We start from the raw sequence: 18,098 nt of genomic DNA, 5'->3' as shown, positions 1-18,098 counted from the left end.
TCGATGGGCGCTCAGCTTCGCGTTTACAAGCGCCGCATCCAAGCCGTCACCGCGACCAAGAAGATCACCAAGGCGATGGAGATGATCGCCGCCTCGCGCATCGTCAAGGCGCAGCGCAAGGTGGCGGCGTCGATGCCGTACGCGACCGAGCTCACCCGTGCGGTGACCGCGGTGGCGACCGGCTCCAACGCCAAGCACCCGCTCACCACCGAAGCCGAAGCGCCGACCCGCGCCGCGGTCCTGCTCGTCACGAGCGACCGCGGTCTGGCCGGCGGCTACTCCTCCAACGCCATCAAGGCCGCGGAGCGGCTGCGGGAGCGCCTTGCCGGTGAGGGCAAGGAGGTCGACACGTACATCGTCGGCCGCAAGGGTGTCGCGTACTACGGCTTCCGCGAGCGCAAGGTCGAGGAATTCTGGACGGGCTTCACCGACAACCCGGCGTACTCCGATGCCAAGCGCATCGCCGCCCCGTTGATCGAGGCCATCCAGAAGGAGACGGCCGAGGGCGGCGTCGACGAGCTGCACATCGTCTTCACGGAATTCGTGTCGATGATGACGCAGAACGCGGTCGACGACCGGATGCTGCCGCTTTCGCTCGACGAGGTCGCGGAGGAGAGCACCCGCAAGGGCGAGATCCTTCCGCTGTTCGAGTTCGAGCCGTCGGCCGAGGACGTCCTCGACGCCCTTCTGCCGCGCTACGTCGAGAGCCGTATCTACAACGCACTGCTGCAGGCAGCCGCTTCCGAGCACGCTGCCCGCCGCCGCGCGATGAAGTCGGCCACCGACAACGCCGGGGACCTCATCAAGAGCCTCTCCCGGCTTGCCAACGCGGCCCGCCAGGCCGAAATCACCCAGGAAATCAGCGAGATCGTCGGCGGTGCCAGTGCTCTGGCCGACGCGACCGCGGGGAGTGACAAGTAATGACGACCACTGTTGAGACGGCCGCTGCCACGGGCCGCGTCGCCCGGGTCATCGGCCCGGTCGTCGACGTGGAGTTCCCCGTCGACGCGATGCCGGAGATCTACAACGCCCTTCACGTCGAGGTGGACGACCCGGCCGAGGCCGGCGCCCGCAAGACGCTGACCCTCGAGGTCGCCCAGCACCTGGGTGACGGCGTGGTCCGCGCGATCTCGATGCAGCCCACCGACGGCCTGGTCCGCCAGGCCCCGGTGACCGACACGGGCACGGGCATCACCGTCCCCGTCGGCGACATCACCAAGGGCAAGGTGTTCAACACCCTCGGTCAGATCCTGAACGAGCCGGAGGCCGAGGCGCAGATCACCGAGCGCTGGCCGATCCACCGCAAGGCCCCGGCCTTCGACCAGCTCGAGTCCAAGACCGAGATGTTCGAGACCGGCCTGAAGGTCGTCGACCTGCTGACCCCGTACGTCAAGGGCGGCAAGATCGGTCTGTTCGGTGGTGCGGGCGTCGGCAAGACGGTCCTCATCCAGGAAATGATCATGCGTGTGGCGAAGCTGCACGACGGTGTGTCGGTGTTCGCCGGTGTCGGTGAGCGCACCCGTGAGGGCAACGACCTCATCGACGAGATGACCGAGTCGGGCGTTCTGGAGAAGACCGCGCTCGTCTTCGGCCAGATGGACGAGCCGCCGGGGACGCGTCTGCGCGTGGCCCTGTCCGCCCTGACCATGGCGGAGTACTTCCGCGATGTGCAGAAGCAGGACGTGCTGCTCTTCATCGACAACATCTTCCGCTTCACGCAGGCCGGTTCCGAGGTCTCCACGCTGCTCGGCCGCATGCCGTCCGCGGTGGGTTACCAGCCGACCCTGGCCGACGAGATGGGTGTGCTCCAGGAGCGCATCACCTCGACGCGTGGTCACTCGATCACCTCGATGCAGGCGATCTACGTCCCCGCGGACGACCTGACCGACCCGGCCCCGGCCACCACGTTCGCCCACCTCGACGCGACGACGGTTCTCTCCCGTCCGATCTCCGAGAAGGGCATCTACCCGGCCGTGGACCCGCTGGACTCCACGTCCCGCATCCTGGACCCGCGTTACATCTCCCAGGACCACTACGCCGCGGCCAGCCGCGTCAAGGGGATCCTGCAGAAGTACAAGGACCTCCAGGACATCATCGCGATCCTCGGTATCGACGAGCTGGGCGAGGAGGACAAGCTCGTCGTCCACCGTGCCCGTCGCGTCGAGCGCTTCCTGTCGCAGAACACCCACGCCGCCAAGCAGTTCACCGGCCTGGACGGTTCGGACGTCCCGCTCGACGAGTCGATCGCCGCGTTCAACGCGATCTGCGACGGGCACTACGACCACTTCCCCGAGCAGGCGTTCTTCATGTGCGGTGGCCTGGACGACCTCAAGGCGAAGGCCAAGGAGCTCGGCGTCTCCTGAGCCTCCGGCTCACCGAGGGGGGTGGGGCTGGTCCCGCCCCCCTCACCACGCCCCGTAGAATTGAACCGACACCCGGCCGCGCGGCCGGGTGGTGACCCGAGGAGTCTCCTTGGCTGCTGAGCTGCATGTGGAGCTGGTCGCCGCGGACCGCAGTGTCTGGTCCGGCGAGGCCACCCTGGTCGTCGCGCGTACCACGTCCGGCGACATCGGCATCATGCCCGGTCACCAGCCGCTTCTCGGTGTGCTGGAATCGGGCCCGGTGACGATCCGCACGAGCGAGGGCGGTACCGTCATCGCCGCTGTGCACGGTGGTTTCATCTCGTTCGCGGACAACAAGCTGTCGCTGCTGGCCGAGATCGTCGAGCTGGCGGACGAGATCGATGTCCAGCGCGCCGAGCGCGCGCTGGAGCGCGCGAAGTCGGACGCGGACGCCGCCGCTGAGCGGCGCGCCGAGATCCGTCTGCGCGCGGTGGCGGTGCACTAGCACCCCCACGGAGCGATGTTTTTACTCAGCCGCGGCCCGAGCTGGAGAAATCCAGCCGTGTCGCGGCTGAGGCGATGCAGGTGCAGTTCAGTTCGAATCGGTTCGTTATCCGTTACGCGCTACGCGTTACCCGTTACTCGACGATGCGAGGAGGTCGGTGGAGATGGTCCTCGCGTTGTGGGTGGGCGTGTCCGTCATCGTGCTGGTCCTGGTGGGACTGTTCGTCTTCGGCCTGCGCCGACGACTGATCCAGCGGTCCGGAGGCACCTTCGACTGTTCCCTCCGCTGGGACGTCTCCGAGGAGCCGGACCCCTCCGGCAAAGGCTGGGTCTACGGGGTCGCCCGCTACAGCGGTGACCGCGTCGACTGGTTCCGTGTCTTCTCCTACGCTCCTCGCCCCCGCCGGGGCCTGGAGCGTTCTGCGATCGAGGTGATCGCCCGCCGGCTTCCGGAGGGCGAGGAGGAGCTCGCGCTGCTCTCCGACTCCGTCGTGCTCGGCTGTCTCCACCGGGGGACCCGCCTGGAGCTGGCGATGAGCGAGGACGCCCTGACCGGCTTCCTCGCCTGGCTGGAGGCGGCGCCGCCCGGCCAGCGGGTCAACGTGGCCTAGAGCCACCTGCGTACACAGCGAAAAGCCGGGGAGACGGGGGGCGGACCCGTCTCCCCGGCGCTTTTCGGGGGGTGGCGCTGGTGGTTGTTACGGCGTGAGGGCTACTTGAGGCCGCTGTTGATCGCGCTCACCAGTTCGCCGTTGGTGGTGTCACCGGAGAACTCCCAGAAGAACGCGCCACCCAGGCCCTGGTTCTTCGCCCAGGTCATCTTGGAGCCGATGGTGGCCGGGGTGTCGTAGCTCCACCAGTTGGTGCCGCAGTGGGCGTAGGCCGTACCGGCGATGGTGCCGGTGGCCGGGCAGGTGTTCTTGAGGACCTTGTAGTCCTCGATGCCCGCCTCGTACGTGCCCGGGGCCGCGCCGGTCGCCGTGCCGCCGGGGGCGGACTGGGTGACGCCGGTCCAGCCGCGGCCGTAGAAGCCGATGCCGAGGAGCAGCTTCTTGGCCGGGACGCCCTTGGCCTTCAGCTTGGCGATGGCGTCGGCGGAGGTGAAGCCCTCCTGCGGGATGCCCGTGTACGGGGTCAGCGGCGAGTGCGGGGCCGTCGGGCCCTTGGCCGCCCAGGCGCCGAAGAAGTCGTACGTCATCACGTTGTACCAGTCGAAGGACTGGGCGGCGCCCGCGTAGTCGGCGGCGTCGATCTTGCCGCCGGCCGAGCCGTCCGCGGTGATGGCGGCGGTGACCAGGTTGCCCGCGCCGAACTTCGTCTTCACGGCCGAGGCGAGGTTCTTGAGCGCGGCCGGACCGCTGGTGTCACAGGTCAGACCGCAGGCGTTGGGGTACTCCCAGTCGAGGTCGATGCCGTCGAAGACATCGGCCCAGCGGGGGTCCTCGACCAGGTCGTAGCAGGACTGGGCGAAGGCGGCGGGGTTCTGCGCGGCCTGGGGGAAGCCGCCGGACCAGGTCCAGCCGCCGAACGACCAGAGGATCTTGATGTGCGGGTACTGGGCCTTCAGCTTGCGCAGCTGGTTGAAGTTGCCGCGCAGGGGCTGGTCCCAGGTGTCGGCCTTGCCGTCGACGGACTGGTCGGCGGTGTACGCCTTGTCGTAGTCGGCGTAGGAGTCACCGATGGTGCACTTGCCGTTCTGCACGTTGCCGAAGGCGTAGTTGATGTGCGTGATCTTCGCCGCGGAGCCGGACGTCACCAGGTTCTTGACGTGGTAGTTGCGCCCGTAGACGCCCCAGTTGGTGAAGTAGCCCAGGTTGATCTTGTCGCCGCCGGGCTGCTCGCCGCCGCCACCGCCGGTGGTGCGGACCGAGACGGAGCCGGAGACCGGGCCGAGCTGGTCGATGGTGTCCCGGGCCTGGACGGCGTACGTGTAGTCGGTGCCGGCGGTCAGTCCGGTGTTGGTGTACGTGGTGTCGGTGACCGTGGCGATCTTGGCGCCGTTGCGCAGGACGTCGTAGTTCTTGACGCCCTTGTCGTCGGTGGCCGCGCTCCAGCTCAGCTTCACCGAGGTGTTGGTGACGTCGCTGGTCGTGGGGGTGCCGGGGGCGGAGGGCGGGTTGTCGCCGGGGACGGTGGAGCCGTCGCAGGAGGCGCCGTTGAGCTTACAGCCGCTGGGGGCGCCGGGGCCGGAGCCGTTGAAGCCGAAGCTGACGCTGGCGCCGGGGGCGATGCTGCCGTTCCAGCCCAGGTTCTTGGCGGTCCAGCTGTTGCCCGAGTTGGTGACGGTGGCGTCCCAGGCGGAGTTGACCCGGGTCCCGGCGGGGTAGTCCCACTCGATGGTCCAGGAGGAGAGCGCCGTGGTGCCGGTGTTCTTCACCGTCCACTGGCCCTCGAAGCCGCTGCTCCAGTCGGACTTCTTCGTGTACGTGGCGGTGGCCGACGTGGCCGCCGCGGCCGGAGTCGCGAGACCTACCATCGCGGCGAACGGCACGGCCAGAGCGGTGAGACCGGCGATGACCTTGGACCGGCTGCTGCGCAGCGGGATCCATCTGAACCGGCTACGGCGTGGGGGAGTATCAGTGCTCAACGGTGCTCCTCGGGTGAGGTCCAGCAAACGGGGATGATTCGTGGACTGCAAACCCTGCGCCGCCCTGAGTACGGGTGCTCTCGTACTCACCGCAGTGTGTGATGGGTGACATTAGGAAGGTCTGGACCAATCGTCAAGAGGTCTGGACCAAAGATCGAGGGCCGGAACCGGCCCGGAATCGGACCGGAATCCGGCCCTTCGCGGTCTCGGGCCGCGCCCGGGCCCCCGCCGCCGTCAGATCCCCAACTCCTGTGCCAACACGGCCGCCTGGACCCGGCTGCGCAGCCCCAGCTTGGCCAGCAATCTGCTGACGTGCGTCTTCACCGTCGCCTCCGCCATCGAGAGCCGCAGCGCGATCTCCGCGTTCGGCAGCCCCTCGCCGAGGCACCCCAGCACCTCCCGCTCCCGCCGGGTCAGCGCCTCCAGTACCGCCGGATCGGCCGCACCCGCCGCCCGTACGCTCCGCACCCCCGCGAACTCCGCGATCAGCCGCCGGGTCACGGCCGGGGCGATCAGCCCCTCGCCGCGCGCCACCGTCCGTACCGCCTCCAGCAGATCGCGGGCGTCGGTGTTCTTCAGCAGGAAACCCGAGGCCCCCGCCCGCAGCGCCCCGAAGACGTACTCGTCCAGGTCGAACGTGGTCAGCACCAGGACGTCCGCCAGCTCCTCCGCCACCACCTGCCGGGTCGCCGCCACCCCGTCCAGCCGAGGCATCTGCACATCCATCAGGACGAGATCCGGCCGGAGTTCACGCGCCAGGCGCACCGCCGCCTCGCCGTCCTCCGCCTCCCCGACGACCTCGATGTCCGGCGCGCTGGAGAGGATCAGCACCAGCCCCGCCCGTACGGCTGCCTGGTCCTCGGCCACCAGTACCCGGATCGTCATTCCCGCATCTCCCTTTCCCCAACGGGCAGTTCCGCCCGAACCCGCCACAACTTCCCGTCCACGCAACCCGCTTCGAACGACCCACCCAGCAGCGCCACCCGCTCCCGCATCCCCACCAGACCGGCCCCCGACCCCGGCGCGGTGGGCCCGGGCCGACTGCCGGACACACTGGTCACCTCGACCGCCAGTACGTCGCCGGTGAGGTCGAGCCGCACGGTCACCGGCCCCGGCGCCGCGTGCTTGAGGGCGTTGGTGAGGGACTCCTGCACGATCCGGTACGCGGCCAGCTCGACGGGGGTCGGCAGCGCCGCGGACCCCGCCGCCCGGGTGTCCTCCAGCGCGCAGACCAGCCCGCTCGGGGCGCCGTTGGTGTTCGCCTGCGCGATCAGGGCGTCCAGCGATGCCAGCGTCGGCGCCGCGGCCGGGGCGCTGTCCTCACCGCCCTCGCGCAGCAGCCCGATCAGCCGGCGCATCTCCGCGAGCCCCTCCACGCTGTTCTCCCGGATCACCTTCAGCGCGTTCCGCGAGGTCTCCGGGTCGTCGATGGAGAGGGCCGCCGTGGAGTGGATCGCCACGGCGGAAAGGTGGTTGGCGACCATGTCGTGCAGCTCCCGGGCCATCCGGGCCCGCTCGGCGATCACCGCCTGCACCCGGTCCATCTCGGCCAGCCGCGCGGTCTGCGCGGCGGCCAGCCGGGCGGCCTCGGCGGCGGTGCGGTGGTTGCGGACACTGACCCCGGTGATGGCGGGGATGAACGAGACCAGCCCGATGACGACGCCGATCAGCAGCGCCTCGGGCCTGCGGAACCAGGCCAGGAACCCGATCGTGGACGCGACGGTGATCAGGAGCGTGGCCACCGGGAGACGGCGGGCGGCGGCCGGGGTCCCGTACAGGACGGCCGCGTACATGACGTCCGTGAACATCAGGACGGTGGCCAGACTGCCCCGGGTGAACTGGTCGGCGATCAGCGCGAGCACGGCTACGGTCAGCGCGGTGCGCGGAGCGCTCCGGCGCAGCAGCTCCATCGCGGCCGTCACGGCCAGCGGTACGAGGGTGACCCAGGGCGCGGAGAAGGGACGGCCGCCCTGGGTGTGCAGGCCGAGCAGCCACAGGAGCAGCCCCCCGAGCAGCCCGGAGACGGCGAGGGCCACGTCGTCGCGGTGGGGGCGGATCGAGGTGAACACCCTTCCATCCAACACGCACCACCGTCGCCGGGCCTCCCTTCGCAGACCGAGGCGCGAGTACATCGAAGGATGCAGTCCCGTTTCGTCACCGCCGACGACGTATCCCCGCCCGGCGGACGGGAGGCTGGAGGGGAACGGGAGGAGAGAAGCTGTGATCGCTCTACTGGTGGTGGCCTGCGAGGTCGCCTTCTGGGTGCTGCTGGCCGCCGGGCTCGCGCTGCGGTACGTCGTGAGGAAGCCGAAGCTCGGCGCGGCCGTACTGCTCTGCGAGCCGCTGCTGGAGGTGGTGCTGCTCGTGGTGACGGTGATCGACCTGAGGAACGGCGCCGAGCCCGACTGGAAGCACGGGCTGGCCGCCGTCTACATCGGCTTCACCGTGGGCCTCGGCCATCACACCATCAAGAAGGTGGACGCCTGGGTCGCGCACCGCTGGTTCGGCGGCCCGCCGCCGGTGAAGCCGCCGAAGTACGGCACGGCCCGCGCCGTCCACGAGTGGCGCACCGCCGCCCGCTGGATCCTCGCGGCGGCGGTCGCGCTGGGCCTGCTCCAGGCGGCGGTCTGGTACGTCGGTCCGGACGGCGCCGTCAGCTCGCTCCAGGGCTGGCAACAGAAGATGCTCCTGGTGATCGGCATCAACGTGATCATCGCCGGCGGCTACACGCTCTTCCCGAAGCAGGCCCCCAAGAACACGGACGCGGCGGCGGAACGCGAGCCGGCCGACCGGTTCTAACGCTCACCGCCCGGCACCCACAGCACGTCCCCGACCTCCTTGTTGGCGCTGCGCGCCAGGATGAACAGGAGGTCGGAGAGGCGGTTGAGGTAGGTGGCGGTCAGCGTGTTCATCACGTCGCCGTGCACCTCCAGCGCCGCCCAGGTCGACCGCTCGGCGCGCCGGACCACCGTGCACGCCTGGTGGAGCAGCGCGGCCCCCGGCGTACCCCCCGGAAGGATGAAGCTGCGCAGCTTCTCCAGCTCCTCCAGGAAACGGTCGCAGTCCGCCTCCAGCTTGTCGATGTAGGACTGCTCGACCCGCAGCGGCGGGTACTCCGGGTCCTCGACCACCGGCGTGGACAGGTCGGCACCCACGTCGAAGAGGTCGTTCTGGACCCGTACGAGGACCTTCACCACGTCCTCGGAGAGCTGCCCCAGCGCGACGGCGGTCCCGATCACCGCGTTGGCCTCGTTGGCGTCCGCGTACGCCGCGATCCGCAGATCGGTCTTGGCGGTGCGGCTCATGTCGCCGAGGGCGGTGGTGCCCTGGTCGCCGGTCCGGGTGTAGATGCGCGTCAGATTGACCATGGGCCCAGCGTAGTTACGCTCCGGCCCGCTGGAAGACCCGTGTGCCCACTGTCACGGCCAGCAGGGCGAAGCCCACGGCCACCAGGACCCCGTACAGCATGTGCGCGGTGGCGTACGAGCCCGTGTAGGCGTCCCGTACCGCGTCCACCAGATAGCGGAACGGGGTGAAGTGCGAGACCACGTCCAGCCAGGCGGGGCCCAGGGTGATGGGCAGCATCAGACCGGAGAGCAGCATGGCGGGCATCGTCACCGCGTTGATCACCGGCCCGAACTCCTGCGGGGTGGCGACCCGCATGGCCAGGGCGTACGACAGCGAGGCCAGCGCGAGCGCCAGCACACCCGTGAACGCGAAGCCGATGAGGATGCCGGCCAGCGGTGCGCGCAACCCCATGAGCAGTGCGGCGAGCACCAGCAGGACCGCCTGGAACGTGAAGAGCAGGGCGTCGCGCAGGACGCGCCCCAGCAGCAGGGCGAGGCGGCTGACCGGGGTCACCCGCATGCGCTCCACCACGCCCGTCGACTTCTCGATGATAATCGCGAATCCGGCGAACGAGGCTCCGAACAGGCTGAGTTGGAGGAGCAGCCCGGGCACGAGGACCTGCCAGGAGTCGGCGGACGAGCCGAGCGGGAGGCCCTGGAGCAGCGGGCCGAAGAAGAAGAGGTGGAGGAGCGGCATCAGCAGGCCGAAGAGGACCTGGAAACGGGAGCGCAGGGTCTGCCGGGCGTAGCGCCCGAAGACGATCGCGGTGTCGTGGAAGAGCACGTGAGGGGTCCTATACGGCTACGGGGGCGGCGTCGGCAGGGTTGGCGGGGCGGCCGGTGGCGGCCAGGAACGCGTCCTGGAGGGAAGCGTCGGGGGAGCCGGCGTACCGGGTCCTGAGCTGGGCGGGCGTCCCCTCGGCGACCACCGTGCCGCCGTCGATCAGGATCAGCCGGTCGGCCAGCGCGTCGGCCTCGTCCAGGTAGTGGGTGGTCAGGACGACGGTGGTGCCCGCCCCGTCGCGCAGGCTCCGCACCAGGTCCCACAGGTCGGCGCGGCTGCCGGGGTCCAGGCCCGTGGTGGGCTCGTCCAGGAAGAGGACGGCCGGGCGGTGAGTGAGGCCCATGGCGATGTCGAGTCGCCGCCGCTGGCCCCCGGAGAGGCTCGCCGCCTTCCGGTCCAGCAGGTCTTCGAGCCCCAGCGCGGCGGCCAGCTCCCCGGCGCGGGCGGCCGCCTCCGCCCGGCCCAGCCGGTAGAGCCGGCCCTGGGTGACGAGCTCCTCCCGGACGGTCAGATACGGGTCGGCGCCGCCGGACTGGGCGACGTACCCGCAGACCGCGCGGACGGCCGCGGGGTCGGTGAGCAGATCGTGGCCGGCCACGGTGGCCGTGCCGCCGGTCGGGGCGAGCAGCGTGGTGAGCATCCGCAGGGTGGTGGTCTTGCCCGCGCCGTTGGGGCCGAGGAGGCCGACGATCTCGCCGGGCATGACGGACAGGTCGACGGAGCGGACGGCATGGACCGGCCCCGCCTTGGTCGTGAAGGTCCGGGCGAGGCCGGACGTGCTGATGACAGGCATGGTGACCACAAAAACAGAGCGACTTAAAAATTGCAATGCCTCCAAAATTTCAGCGGCACCACGGCATCCGTACGATGGGCCCATGGCTGAGGGACTGAGGGAGCGGAAGAAGCGCCGGACGAGGCAGCACCTCTCGGACGTGGCCACCGGGCTCTTCATCGAGAGGGGCTTCGACGCGGTCACCATCGCGGAGATCGCCGAAGCCGCCGACGTCTCGGTGAACACGGTCTACAACTACTTCCCGGCCAAGGAAGACCTCTTCCTGGACCGCGGCCAGGGCATCGTCGACCGTCTCTCGCGCTGGGTCAGGGGCCGCGACACGGGGGAGTCCGCCGCGGAGGCCGTCCTGCGCGAACTGCGGATCCAGGTGGAGGGCGTCTCGCCGACGGTCGGCCTCATCGACGGCTACGCGAGCTTCCTGCGGGTCATCGAGGGAGCCGACACGCTCAAGGCCCGGCTCTGGCACATCGGGCAGGAGGCCCAGCTCCACCTGGAGGGCACCCTGCGGGAGGAGACCGCGGCGGGTCCCGGCGACCACGCACCGGTCCTGGTGGCCGGTCAGCTCGCCTGGGTGCACAGCACGCTGATGGCGTACATCGGCGGCGAGATGGTGGCGGGCCGCGCCACGGGCGAGGTCTCGCGCGACGCGCTCGTCCTGATCGACGACATGGAGGACCTCCTCGGCGAGAAGGTCCTCAACTACGCGCGGCGCGCCGCCGGGTGATACCGGGCGGTGTGATGTCCGTCATTCGAGACGTGACGCGCATCTCTTCACGGCCCCAGCGCCCCCGACGGGTACTAATCTCCGCCGGAGAGCAATGTGAACCGCCGTGAACAGATGCCGCAGAGGCGGACAGAGAACAAGGGGTGCGAACGTGGCCAGGAAGCTCGCCGTCATCGGGGCCGGACTCATGGGGTCCGGGATCGCGCAGGTCTCCGCCCAGGCGGGCTGGGACGTCGTGCTGCGTGATGTCACCGACGCGGCGCTGACCCGCGGCCTCGACGGCATCAAGGCCTCGTACGACAAGTTCGTCTCCAAGGGCAAGCTGGAGGCGTCCGACGCCGAGGCCGCCCTCGCCCGCATCACCACGACCACCGACCTCGACGCCGTCGCGGACGTGGACGTCGTCGTGGAGGCCGTCTTCGAGAAGCTGGAGGTCAAGCACGAGATCTTCCGCGCCCTGGACAAGGTCGTCGGCGAGAACACCGTGCTGGCCTCCAACACCTCCGCCATCCCGATCACGAAGATCGCGGCCGTGACGGAGCGTCCGGAGCGCGTCGTCGGCGTGCACTTCTTCTCGCCGGTCCCGATGATGCAGCTCTGCGAACTCGTACGCGGCTACAAGACCAGCGACGAAACCCTCGCCACCGCCCGGGAGTTCGCCGAGTCGGTCGGCAAGACCTGCATCGTCGTCAACCGAGATGTGGCGGGCTTCGTCACCACCCGGCTCATCTCGGCCCTCGTCGTCGAGGCCGCGAAGCTGTACGAGTCGGGCGTCGCCACGGCCGAGGACATCGACACCGCCTGCAAGCTGGGGTTCGGCCACGCCATGGGGCCGCTCGCCACCGCCGACCTGACGGGCGTCGACATCCTGCTCCACGCCACCGGCAACATCTACACCGAGTCGCAGGACGAGAAGTTCGCGGCTCCCGAGCTGATGCGCCGGATGGTCGACGCAGGTGACATCGGGCGCAAGAGCGGGCAGGGCTTCTACACGTACTGACCGCAGCCGCACCCCTGCCCCCTCGGCCTGCCGCCGACGGGGCGGGGAGTGTACCCGGCGGTGTCCGGCCTCCGGCGAACCAACGTCACTCCACCGAGTGAATTCGGTATCGGTTCGCTTACAGACGGCAACTTCCCTGTCGTTGCGGCAGTCAGTTGTGGAAGAGAAGAACAGACAGAGAGCAGACAGACGACCTCGCCACCGAGCGAGCAGGGGAGCGCATATGCATATCAGGGGCGACCACGCCGAGCTGGTCGTCGGGGGCCGCCTCGACGTCCGAAGCGCGGCGGACGCCCGTACGGTCCTGCACTCGGCCGTCGACGACGGAGCCGGCGATCTGGTGCTGGACCTGACCGAGCTGAATTCCTGGGACGCCACCGGACTCGGCGTCATCATGGGCGCCCACCGCAGAGCCGGCCGGGCCGGGCGCCGTCTCGTGCTGCGCGGCGTCCCGCCGCAGATGCAGCGCCTCCTGGTGGCCACCCGGCTGCACCGCATCCTGGCGATCGAGGGCGGGATCGCCGCCGATTCACTGCCGCGCGTCTGAGTACGTACCCGGACCGTCGGGGCAGAAGGCGCGCAATCCTCACCGGAATGTGACGTCCCGGACGGCATGGCACCCCGCCCGTGCGTGGATACTGTGCGAAGGTCTAGGGTTCGGCCGTCTGCCCCATGACACCCACCCGAGGCAGACACCGGACCGGAAGCGACAGCGGGGCGTGCGAGGCCGGAGGGACTGACCGAGCGCGACGCGTCTGGGGGACTTGTTGATGGACCCGACACACCAGGGGCCGGGAAAGTACGGGCGGACCCCCGGCGGCTCCGACGGCCCGGACGACTCCGACCGCTCCGACGGCCGTCGCCGGCCGTCCCGGGAGTCCAACGCCGCCGATTTCGGCCAGCCGACGCCGCAGCAGGTCCGCGTCGTCCAGGTCACGGTCGGGGACCTCCTGCTCACGGTCAACCCCGTCGACGGCAGCGAGGTCGAGGCCTGCCCGCCCGGCTCGGAGCCCGAAGCGCCCGTCCGCCGCACCCCCGCCGAACGCGCCGACCACGAGCGCGCCGGCGCACCGCCCGTCCCGGCGGGCCCGCCCGCCCCGCAGCTCCCCCTGCTGGAACGCCAGGAGGAGCGCGAGAGGCTGGTGAGCCTGCTGGCCCGCGGCCGCAGCGTCCGCCTCACCGGCCAGGCCGGCTCCGGCCGCACCGCGCTCCTCGACGCCGTCGCCGCCGACTGCACGGACCTGGCCCCCGACGGTGTCGTCCGGCTCAGCGGCCACCGGCGCACCGCCGCCGACCTGCTGTACGGCCTCTTCGACGCCATCCACCACGCCCCGCTCCACCGCCCGGGACCCGAGGGACTGCTCGCCCTCGTCCGCTCCATCGGCGCCGTCGTGATCGTCGACGACCTGGAGATCGGCGGGGCCGCCCTCGACGGACTCCTGGAAGCCACCCCCGAGTGCGCCTTCCTCTTCGGCACCACACCCGACCTCGCCCCGCCCGGCGTCGACGCCCACCTGGAGGAGGTCCTCCTCGCCGGCCTCGGCCGCGCCGCCTCGCTGGAGCTGCTGGCCAAGGTCGTCGAGCGCCCCCTCACCGAGGACGAGCGGAACTGGGCGGGCGACCTCTGGTTCGAGTCCGAGGGGCTGCCGCTCCGCTTCGTCCAGGCCGGATCGCTGCTGCGCCAGCGCGACCTGCTCAACACGGACCCCGCGGCCTTCGACGAGTACGACTACTTCGAGCCACGCCCGGACGACGCGCCGCCGGTCCCCGAAGCGCCCACCCCCGAGACCCTGGACGTGCCGCTGCCGAGCCTCGGCGAAGGGGCGGCGCCCGCCGTCCTGCTCGCCTCCCGGCTCAGCGAGGCGGCCCGCGAGACCCTGCGCTTCACCGTCGCGCTCGGCGGCGAGGTGCCCCACCAGGCCCATCTGCCGGCCCTCGTGGGCGACACCCACGCGGACGCCGCCCTCGGCGAACTCGCGGGCTGCGGACTGCTCTCCCCGGCCGGCCCCCGCTACCGGCTCGCCGCCGGTGTCCTCGCCCAGCTGGAGGCCGGCGGGTACGCGGAGGAGGCCGCCGCCCACGCCCGTACGGCCGCCCAGCACTACGCCTGGTGGGTCTCCCACCCCTCGGTCACCCCGCAGCGGGCCGTCGCCGAGGCCGACGCGATCGTCGCCGCGATGGGCCGCCTCGTCCCCGACGCCGAGGCGGGCCAGGCCAGCGCGGCCGTCCTGCTGGCCCGCAGCGCCGCTCCGGCGCTCGCGGCGGGGTTGAGCTGGGGCGCCTGGGAGAAGGCGCTCAGGGCGGGCCAGGAGGCCGCCAGGATCGCCGGTGAGGTCGCCGAAGAGGCGTACTTCCACCACGAGTTGGGCGTCCTCGCGCTCTGCTCCGGCAACCTCGACCGGGCCCGTACGGAGCTGGAGACCTCGATCTCCATGCGCGGCGCGCTCGCCGACAAGTCCGGTGCGGTGGCCGGCCGCCGCGCCCTCGCCCTGGTCGCGGACCGCTCCGGCGGCTTCGCGCCCCCGGTCCGGCCCCGGACGGGCGACGAGGTGCCCGCCGTACGCCACGACCTCCTCGCCGGTACGCCGCCGACCGGCCTCCCGGCCGCGCCGCTCTTCGCCCGGCAGACGGTGGACGAGGACCCGACCGTGGTGGCCCCGTTCCCGGCCGCCGCACCGAAGCCGGGCGGCGGGCGCGCGATCCTGGGCGGCGCCCGGCGCAACCTGGCCGCCGCCGGGGCGGGAGCGCTGCTGATCGCCGTGCTCGGCACCGTCGTCACCCTCGGCCTCACCGCGGGCGACCCCGAGGAGCCGGGCGGCAGCCGTAACGTCACCACCGAGCAGTCGTCCCCCGAGTCCACCCCCGACGACGCGTCCCCCGCCGACGAGCCGGACGACGGCCCCGCGCCCGACGACGGGGCGCCCGGCGAGGAGGTACCCGCCACCCCGGGCACCTCGGGATCCGCCACGCCCAGCACCTCCGGCTCGCCCTCCCCGGCCCCCTCGTCGCCGGACGGCAGCTCACCGGGTACGGGGGAGCCGTCGAGCACGCCGAGCCGCAGCACGTCGGGTGCGCCCACCCCGACCAAGAGCTCCCCTCCCGCGCCCTCGCCGTCCACGAGCACCAGCCCGAGCGTGACGCCCACCGAGTCGGAGCCGGAGCCGACCCCGCCGACCGAGACGCCGACCGAAGAGCCCCCGGCCCCGCCCCCGCCGGACACCTCCTCCTCCGCCAGCGGCCCCGCCGAGTCGGCCACCGCCACCGCCACGGCCACCACCGAAGCCCCGGCCGAGAGCGACGACCCCACCGAGGCGGCGGCCTGACACACGGAAGCCGGGTGCCCCTGTGGGGGACACCCGGCCGTGGACGGTCGGTCAGAACAGGCGCAGCTTGTCGTCCTCGATGCCGCGCATCGCGTCGTAGTCGAGGACCAGGCAGCCGATGCCCCGGTCGGTCGCGAGCACGCGCGCCTGCGGCTTGATCTCCTGGGCCGCGAAGACGCCCCGGACCGGCGCGAGATGCGGGTCGCGGTTGAGCAGCTCCAGATAGCGGGTCAGCTGCTCCACACCGTCGATGTCGCCGCGCCGCTTCAGCTCCACGGCGACCGTCCCGCCGTTCGCGTCGCGGCAGAGGATGTCCACCGGGCCGATGGCGGTGGGGTACTCACGGCGGATCAGGGTGTGGCCCTCGCCGAGGATCTCGATCCGGTCGGCGAGCAGCTCCTGGAGGTGCGCCTCCACGCCGTCCTTGATGAGCCCCGGGTCGACGCCCAGCTCGTACGAGGAGTCGTGGAGGATTTCCTCCATCGTGATGATCAGTTTTTCGCCCGCCTTGTTCACCACGGTCCAGACACCGGCCTCCTCGCCGGTGCCCTCCTTCAGGGTGCACGGCGGGGACATCCAGTTGAGCGGTTTGTACGCCCGGTCGTCGGCGTGGATCGAGACGCTGCCGTCCGCCTTCACCAGGATCAGACGGGGGGCGGAGGGCAGGTGGGCTGTGAGCCGGCCCGCGTAGTCGACGGAGCAACGGGCGATGACGAGACGCATGGTCGGCAACGCTACTCGACGACGGGGGCCCGGCGCGATTTCCCCATCCGTCGACCCCTGTCACTCGCTCCTCACCGCCGGTCGGCCCAGCGGGCTTGCCCCTCTTTGCGCCCCTTCGATCGTGGCCGGTTGTGTTCCCAATCTCCTGGTGCGGCTCCTCCCGCACACTTACCGTGGATGCAGGAGGTCGCCGCCCGTGCACGCTGCGTCGTCGCCCTTCTTCCCTGCCCGTAAGGCCCCGGTCACCGTCCGGGGTCGCGAGAGGAGAACCCATGTCGCTCGACGTCTCACCGGCGCTGTTGGAACAGGCCGAGCGAGGCGAGGTCGACGAAGCCGACTTCGTCGACTGCGTCCGGACCTCCCTGCCTTTCGCGTGGGAGATGATCAGCTCTCTGGTGGCTCAGCTGAAGGTGGACGGCGGCCAGTTCGCCGACAACCAGACGCCGCCGCCGGACGAGCAGGCACGTGGTCAGCTGCTGCGTGCGCTCGCGAGTGATGCGATACGCGGCGCGCTCCAGCGGCACTTCGGAGTGCGTATCGCTTTCCAGAACTGCCACCGCGTCGCGGTGTTCCCGCTGGACGCCTCGGTCGACGACCGGCTGGCCAAGTTCACTTCGGTGAGGGGCCAGTTGCTCAACCAGTCGCCCGAACTACGGGACTGCTGAACGCTTCTGCTGCCGCTTCGGGCCGCGGGAGGTGCAACTGGCTCCGGGGCGGCAGCTCCCGTACCACCGCACCACGCTCCACGTTCCACCGCTTAACGCATCACGCATCACGCTCAACCGCGAGGTCGTCTCCTCCATGCACAGGCGCAGGTCAGGTGAGCAGCGGCAGCACGTCCGCGCCGAGGCGCCGTACGTTCTCCTCGGTCGCCGCGAGGTCGCCCGACCCCTCTACCAGGAGGGCGAAGCGGGTGATGCCGGTCCGCTCGGCCGTGGCCGCGAGCCGGTCGGCGGCCAGCTGGGGCGGGCCCACCGGGTGCAGCCCGCACAGCAGTTCCGTGTACGCGACGGGGTCCCGCATCACGCGGTGCCGGTCGTCGACCGTGACATGGGCGTCCAGCCCCTGGCGCAGCCACCCGGGCATCGTCTTCACCAGCGTCTCCGTGGCGTCCCCGGGCCCGTCCGCGATCTGGGCCACCCCCGCGGACACATGTGCGGCCCCCTCGACCACCTCCGGCGGATGACCGGCCTCCCGGGCCGCCGTACGCCACAGGGCGACCATCTCCGCCTTCTCCTCGTCCCCGCAGTGCATGCCCAGCAGCATCGGCAGTGCCCTGCTCGCCGCCAGCCGCACGGTCTTCGGCGAGGTGCACGCCACGATCACCTCGGGCCCAGGGGCAGAGCCGTCGTCCAGCAAGTCGTCCGCGCGCGGCACCACCGCCACCTCGCGGAAGCCGAACCGCCCCCCGCGCCCGGCGACCCGTGGCTCCCGCAGCCAGTCGAGCAGCAGCTCCAGCGCCTCGGGGAAGCCGTTCTCGTACGCGTCGAGACCGCCGCCGAAGACCTCCAGGTCCACCCACGGCCCGCCCCGGCCCACCCCGAGCGAGAACCGTCCGCCGCTGGTCAGATGCAGCAGCGCGGCCTGCTCGCCGAGGGCGACCGGGTGGTGGTTGGGCAGCACGCTGACGGCGGTGCCCACCCGGATCCGCCGGGTCCGGCCGAGCAGCAGCGCGGCCAGCGTGGTGGCGGACGGGCAGACCCCGTACGGCACGAAGTGGTGCTCGGCGAGCCACACCGAGTCGAGCCCGGACTCCTCCGCAGCCTCGGCGGACCGGACGGCCCGGTGCAGGGCCTCGCCCGGCCCCTGGCCCGGGAACTGAGCTGCCAGAACGAACGTTCCGATGCGCATCGCGTGTTGCCTCCTTGCGGCCGACGCGTGTCTCCCCCACTGGCAACAACGTCTGACACGTGCCAAAGGCACGGTCCGGGGCGAAGTTGTTGCGATTTTCCGCTAACTCACTCCCGTGCC

At 71.1% G+C, this 18,098-nt stretch carries 18 protein-coding genes; 10 read left to right on the top strand and 8 right to left on the bottom strand.

From position 1 onward, the window contains the following. Positions 1 to 3: 3 nt before the first annotated feature. The 4 genes from IF17_RS0123425 (at position 4) to IF17_RS0123410 (ending at position 3,457) form a co-directional block, all read left to right on the top strand. On the top strand, positions 4 to 921 hold the full coding sequence (locus IF17_RS0123425; protein WP_030569131.1) for a F0F1 ATP synthase subunit gamma: 918 nt from the start codon (positions 4 to 6) through the stop codon (positions 919 to 921). Next, positions 921 to 2,363 carry a F0F1 ATP synthase subunit beta gene (gene atpD / locus IF17_RS0123420; protein WP_030569128.1) on the top strand — a complete coding sequence of 481 codons (1,443 nt, stop codon included), beginning with the start codon at positions 921 to 923 and terminating at the stop codon, positions 2,361 to 2,363. The genes IF17_RS0123425 and atpD overlap by 1 nt, the downstream gene beginning before the upstream one ends. Positions 2,364 to 2,472: 109 nt before the next feature. Then, positions 2,473 to 2,847 carry a F0F1 ATP synthase subunit epsilon gene (locus IF17_RS0123415; RefSeq protein WP_015611381.1) on the top strand — a complete coding sequence of 125 codons (375 nt, stop codon included), beginning with the start codon at positions 2,473 to 2,475 and terminating at the stop codon, positions 2,845 to 2,847. A gap of 163 nt (positions 2,848 to 3,010) precedes the next feature. Then, positions 3,011 to 3,457 carry a DUF2550 domain-containing protein gene (locus IF17_RS0123410; protein WP_030569125.1) on the top strand — a complete coding sequence of 149 codons (447 nt, stop codon included), beginning with the start codon at positions 3,011 to 3,013 and terminating at the stop codon, positions 3,455 to 3,457. Between the two features lie 101 nt (positions 3,458 to 3,558). Here IF17_RS0123410 and IF17_RS0123405 read toward each other — a convergent pair whose 3' ends face one another. From IF17_RS0123405 to IF17_RS0123395, 3 genes are all read right to left on the bottom strand, one after another. Beyond that, positions 3,559 to 5,433 (bottom strand): glycoside hydrolase family 18 chitinase, encoded by a 1,875-nt coding sequence (locus tag IF17_RS0123405; RefSeq protein WP_030569123.1) that lies wholly within the window; start codon positions 5,431 to 5,433, stop codon positions 3,559 to 3,561. A gap of 234 nt (positions 5,434 to 5,667) precedes the next feature. Next, positions 5,668 to 6,318: a response regulator gene (locus IF17_RS0123400; RefSeq protein ID WP_030569120.1), complete on the bottom strand. Its 651-nt coding sequence runs from the start codon at positions 6,316 to 6,318 to the stop codon at positions 5,668 to 5,670. Beyond that, positions 6,315 to 7,502: a sensor histidine kinase gene (locus IF17_RS0123395; RefSeq protein WP_030569117.1), complete on the bottom strand. Its 1,188-nt coding sequence runs from the start codon at positions 7,500 to 7,502 to the stop codon at positions 6,315 to 6,317. Before IF17_RS0123395 ends, IF17_RS0123400 begins: the two co-directional genes overlap by 4 nt. A 151-nt stretch (positions 7,503 to 7,653) precedes the next feature. Between IF17_RS0123395 and IF17_RS0123390 the strand changes: the two genes are divergently transcribed. Further along, entirely contained in the window at positions 7,654 to 8,232 is a 579-nt protein-coding gene (locus IF17_RS0123390) for a hypothetical protein (protein WP_030569114.1), read from the top strand. Here the strand turns inward: IF17_RS0123390 and IF17_RS0123385 are convergent. From IF17_RS0123385 to IF17_RS0123375, 3 genes are read right to left on the bottom strand one after another with little or no spacing between them, the layout of a single operon-like run. Further along, positions 8,229 to 8,801: a cob(I)yrinic acid a,c-diamide adenosyltransferase gene (locus IF17_RS0123385; RefSeq protein ID WP_030569111.1), complete on the bottom strand. Its 573-nt coding sequence runs from the start codon at positions 8,799 to 8,801 to the stop codon at positions 8,229 to 8,231. The two genes, IF17_RS0123390 and IF17_RS0123385, sit on opposite strands and share 4 nt — an antisense overlap. Before the next feature lie 13 nt (positions 8,802 to 8,814). Next, entirely contained in the window at positions 8,815 to 9,564 is a 750-nt protein-coding gene (locus IF17_RS0123380; RefSeq protein WP_030569108.1) for an ABC transporter permease, read from the bottom strand. Positions 9,565 to 9,574: 10 nt separating this feature from the next. Beyond that, a complete protein-coding gene (locus IF17_RS0123375; RefSeq protein ID WP_030569106.1) occupies positions 9,575 to 10,357 on the bottom strand; it encodes an ABC transporter ATP-binding protein in 783 nt (260 codons plus the stop codon). An 82-nt stretch (positions 10,358 to 10,439) separates the two neighbouring features. Between IF17_RS0123375 and IF17_RS0123370 the strand changes: the two genes are divergently transcribed. From IF17_RS0123370 to IF17_RS0123355, 4 genes are all read left to right on the top strand, one after another. After that, positions 10,440 to 11,081, top strand: coding sequence for a TetR/AcrR family transcriptional regulator (locus tag IF17_RS0123370; RefSeq protein ID WP_030569103.1), 642 nt, complete (start codon positions 10,440 to 10,442; stop codon positions 11,079 to 11,081). A gap of 151 nt (positions 11,082 to 11,232) precedes the next feature. Further along, complete coding sequence (locus IF17_RS0123365; RefSeq protein ID WP_030569100.1) at positions 11,233 to 12,081, top strand: 3-hydroxyacyl-CoA dehydrogenase family protein; 849 nt, start codon at positions 11,233 to 11,235, stop codon at positions 12,079 to 12,081. A 223-nt stretch (positions 12,082 to 12,304) separates the two neighbouring features. Beyond that, positions 12,305 to 12,628 (top strand): STAS domain-containing protein, encoded by a 324-nt coding sequence (locus IF17_RS0123360; RefSeq protein ID WP_018492200.1) that lies wholly within the window; start codon positions 12,305 to 12,307, stop codon positions 12,626 to 12,628. A 223-nt stretch (positions 12,629 to 12,851) separates the two neighbouring features. Continuing rightward, entirely contained in the window at positions 12,852 to 15,404 is a 2,553-nt protein-coding gene (locus tag IF17_RS0123355) for an ATP-binding protein (RefSeq protein WP_030569096.1), read from the top strand. 51 nt (positions 15,405 to 15,455) lie between these two features. On the opposite strand, the gene nucS is transcribed toward IF17_RS0123355, so the two are convergent. After that, complete coding sequence (gene nucS / locus IF17_RS0123350; RefSeq protein ID WP_026241073.1) at positions 15,456 to 16,127, bottom strand: endonuclease NucS; 672 nt, start codon at positions 16,125 to 16,127, stop codon at positions 15,456 to 15,458. 272 nt (positions 16,128 to 16,399) lie between these two features. Here nucS and IF17_RS0123345 point away from each other — a divergent pair, with 272 nt between their 5' ends. Continuing rightward, on the top strand, positions 16,400 to 16,792 hold the full coding sequence (locus IF17_RS0123345) for an SCO5389 family protein (protein WP_003966234.1): 393 nt from the start codon (positions 16,400 to 16,402) through the stop codon (positions 16,790 to 16,792). Positions 16,793 to 16,943: 151 nt separating this feature from the next. Here IF17_RS0123345 and IF17_RS0123340 read toward each other — a convergent pair whose 3' ends face one another. After that, on the bottom strand, positions 16,944 to 17,978 hold the full coding sequence (locus IF17_RS0123340; protein WP_030569093.1) for an LLM class flavin-dependent oxidoreductase: 1,035 nt from the start codon (positions 17,976 to 17,978) through the stop codon (positions 16,944 to 16,946). Positions 17,979 to 18,098 lie beyond the last annotated feature (120 nt).

This window comes from Streptomyces cyaneofuscatus, assembly GCF_000718135.1.
Lineage (GTDB): Bacteria > Actinomycetota > Actinomycetes > Streptomycetales > Streptomycetaceae > Streptomyces > Streptomyces cyaneofuscatus.
This window is presented reverse-complemented; position numbering and strand designations above follow the sequence as displayed.

What these genes read in the sequence shown, in the direction of transcription:
- IF17_RS0123425 (WP_030569131.1), top strand. Translation starts at nt 4, where the DNA reads ATGGGCGCTCAGCTTCGCGTTTACAAGCGCCGCATCCAAGCCGTCACC.
- atpD (WP_030569128.1), top strand. Translation starts at nt 921, where the DNA reads ATGACGACCACTGTTGAGACGGCCGCTGCCACGGGCCGCGTCGCCCGG.
- IF17_RS0123410 (WP_030569125.1), top strand. Translation starts at nt 3,011, where the DNA reads ATGGTCCTCGCGTTGTGGGTGGGCGTGTCCGTCATCGTGCTGGTCCTG.
- IF17_RS0123400 (WP_030569120.1), bottom strand. Translation starts at nt 6,318, where the DNA reads ATGACGATCCGGGTACTGGTGGCCGAGGACCAGGCAGCCGTACGGGCG.
- IF17_RS0123385 (WP_030569111.1), bottom strand. Translation starts at nt 8,801, where the DNA reads ATGGTCAATCTGACGCGCATCTACACCCGGACCGGCGACCAGGGCACC.
- IF17_RS0123375 (WP_030569106.1), bottom strand. Translation starts at nt 10,357, where the DNA reads ATGCCTGTCATCAGCACGTCCGGCCTCGCCCGGACCTTCACGACCAAG.
- IF17_RS0123370 (WP_030569103.1), top strand. Translation starts at nt 10,440, where the DNA reads ATGGCTGAGGGACTGAGGGAGCGGAAGAAGCGCCGGACGAGGCAGCAC.
- IF17_RS0123360 (WP_018492200.1), top strand. Translation starts at nt 12,305, where the DNA reads ATGCATATCAGGGGCGACCACGCCGAGCTGGTCGTCGGGGGCCGCCTC.
- IF17_RS0123355 (WP_030569096.1), top strand. Translation starts at nt 12,852, where the DNA reads ATGGACCCGACACACCAGGGGCCGGGAAAGTACGGGCGGACCCCCGGC.
- nucS (WP_026241073.1), bottom strand. Translation starts at nt 16,127, where the DNA reads ATGCGTCTCGTCATCGCCCGTTGCTCCGTCGACTACGCGGGCCGGCTC.
- IF17_RS0123345 (WP_003966234.1), top strand. Translation starts at nt 16,400, where the DNA reads ATGTCGCTCGACGTCTCACCGGCGCTGTTGGAACAGGCCGAGCGAGGC.
- IF17_RS0123340 (WP_030569093.1), bottom strand. Translation starts at nt 17,978, where the DNA reads ATGCGCATCGGAACGTTCGTTCTGGCAGCTCAGTTCCCGGGCCAGGGG.